2 protein-coding genes are annotated in these 2,855 nt (G+C 65.6%); one reads left to right on the top strand and one right to left on the bottom strand.

The features are described from left to right. On the top strand, positions 1 to 693 hold a 693-nt coding region (locus WAO18_RS18760; protein WP_422207737.1), incomplete at its 5' end, for a PfkB family carbohydrate kinase. Positions 694 to 854: 161 nt separating this feature from the next. Here the strand turns inward: WAO18_RS18760 and WAO18_RS18755 are convergent. Next, positions 855 to 2,855: NAD(+) synthase (locus WAO18_RS18755; RefSeq protein ID WP_422207736.1), on the bottom strand; the 2,001-nt coding region annotated here is incomplete at its 5' end.

Genomic DNA, 2,855 nt, shown 5'->3' with positions numbered 1-2,855 from the left:
CAGTTCGTCGGTGCTGTCGGCGACGACCCGGCAGCGGCGCAGTTGCGCGATCACCTCAACAACAACGGCGTCGGCACCGATGGGCTGATCGCCGTACCCGGACGCAGCGGTACGGCCGTCGTCATCGTCGACTCGGCCGGTGAGAACATCATTGTCGTCGCCCCGGGCGCCAACGGCGCGCTGACGCTGGAGTCGACGACGTTGCGCAGAATCTTCGCAGACTGCGATGTGTTGTTGCTGCAGTTGGAGATTCCGATCGCGGTAGCGACCGCGGCGGCCCGCGAAGCCCATTCGGCCGGGGTCACCGTCGTCCTCAACGCCTCACCGTCGGGCGGAAATTCGGCCGAGCTGGCGCAGCTGGCCGAGGTGACCGACGTCGTGGTCGTCAACGAAACCGAAGACGCGCACTGGGTTTGGCCCGTCCCGCATCGTGTCACCACCCATGGGGCACGCGGCGCCGGCTATGCCGGCGAAGGCACGGAATTCATCGTGGCCGCACCGGTCGTGGACGCGCTCGACACATCTGGTGCCGGCGACGTGTTCGCCGGTGTGCTGGCTGCGGGTTGGACCATCGACCGCGAGCACGCACTGCGGCGGGCCTGCGCGGCCGGCGCCCTGGCGACGTTGGTGCCCGGCGCCGGGAACTGCGCACCGTTTTCCGACGCGATCGACCAGGCGACGCTGCCGGACTGATCCGTCAGCTCGAACCACGCCGAACATCGTGTGTGATCGCGAAGCCTTCGCCGGTGTCAAGCTCGCTGGCGTTCTGGCTCATCAGGACTCGACTGCGGTTGGGCGAAAGCAAACAAATAGACAACTCCTCGAGCTCAGCACCGACGATGTCGTCGCCAGGCTCAGTCCTCGGGGACCTCGCGCTCGATCGCGTCCAGCCACGCCCGCGCCGACATGTCCGACGGAGCGCGCCAGTCCCCGCGCGGCGACAACGCCCCACCGTGTGACACTTTGGGCCCATTCGGTAAGGCTGACCGCTTGAACTGGCTGAACGAGTAGAACCGCTGCACGAAGATCTGCAGCCAGTGGCGAATCTCCTTGAGTGAGTAGGCCGGCCGCTTGCTCGCCGGATATCCGGGCGGCCAGTCGCCACGCTCGGAATCGCTCCATGCGTGCCACGCCAAGAACGCGATCTTTGCCGGACGGAAGCCGTACCGCAGGACCTGGAAGAGCGAGAAGTCCTGCAGGACAAACGGTCCGACCTTCGCCTCGCTGCTCTGTAGCTCTTCCTCCTCGCCGGTGGGTACGAGCTCGGGGGTGATCTCGGTGTCCAGCACCGACTGCAGCACGTCTGCCACGTCCGACGGGAACTGGTTGGAAGAGATGACCCAGCGGATCAGGTGCTGAATCAGCGTCTTTGGCACACCGGCATTGACGTTGTAATGAGACATCTGATCGCCGACACCGTACGTGGACCAACCCAATCCGAGCTCGGAAAGGTCGCCGGTACCAAGCACTATGCCGCCGCGCTGGTTGGCCAGGCGGAACAGGTAATCGGTGCGCAGCCCGGCCTGGACATTCTCGAACGTGACGTCGTAGACCTGTTCGCCGCTCGCGAAGGGATGGTCCATTTCCTTGAGCATCAGCTTCGCGGTTTCGGTGATGTCGATTTCGGCAAAGGTGACACCGAGGGCCCGGCACAACTCGACCGCGTTGCGCTTGGTGTGCTCACCGGTCGCGAAGCCCGGCAAGGTGAACGCGAGAATGTCGCTGCGCGGCCGGTTCTCTCGGTCCATCGCACGTGCGGCGACGATCAGTGCGTGCGTCGAGTCGAGTCCACCGGAGACTCCGATCACGACTTTCGGGAAGTGCAACGCGCGCAACCGCTGCTCGAGCCCGGCGACCTGAATGCTGTAGGCCTCATAACAGTCCTGCTGCAACCGATTCGGATCGGCGGGCACGAACGGGAATCGCTCGACCTCGCGGTGCAGACCGATGTCACCGGACGGTGGGTCCACCCGGAATTCGATCCGCCGAAACGAGTCCGCCAAGCCGCGATGGTGGCGCCGGTTGTCGTCGAATGTGCCCATCCGCAGCCGCTCCGCACGCAGCAGCTCGAGGTCGACGTCGGCAATGCTGCGCCGCTCGCCTTTGGGAAAGCGCTCGGACCGAGCCAGGAGTACGCCATTCTCCCAAATCATGGTCTGACCGTCCCAGGCCAGGTCGGTCGTCGACTCGCCTTCTCCGGCAGCGGCATACACATGCGCCGCCAGGCATCGCAGCGACGCCGAACGGGCCAGCAGCGCGCGGTCGTCGGCACGACCGATCGTGATCGGGCTGCCGGACAGATTGGCCAATACGGTCGCACCCGCCAATGCGGCTTCGGCGCTGGGCGGCACCGGCACGAACATGTCCTCGCATATTTCGACGTGCAGGACGAAGCCGGGGAGATCGGACGCCGCGAACAACAGGTCCGCGCCGAACGGTGCTTCAAGGCCGGCGAACCGGATGATGCCGCGTTCGTCATCGCCGGGCGCGACCTGGCGACGTTCGTAGAACTCGCGGTAGGTAGGCAGATAAGACTTGGGCGCCACACCGAGCACGGCTCCGCGATGGATCACTACTGCGGTGTTGTAAATGCGGTGCCGGTAGCGCAGTGGGGCGCCGACCACCAGCACCGGCAGCAGGTCGATGGACGCGGCAACGATATCGACCACCGCATCCTCGACGGCGTCGAGCAACACGTCCTGTAGAAGGATGTCCTCGATGGAGTAGCCGGACAGCGTCAACTCCGGGAAAACGGCCAGCGCGACACCGTCGTCGTGGCACTGGCGGGCCAGCCGCAGAACCGAGTCGGCGTTGGCCGCAGGGTCACCGATCGCGGCGTGGTGAGTGCACGCGGC

The organism is Mycobacterium sp. (assembly GCF_049278535.1).
Classification (GTDB): Bacteria; Actinomycetota; Actinomycetes; order Mycobacteriales; family Mycobacteriaceae; genus Mycobacterium.
Note: the sequence above shows the minus strand (reverse complement) of the source record. Positions and strands in the feature narration are given on the sequence as shown.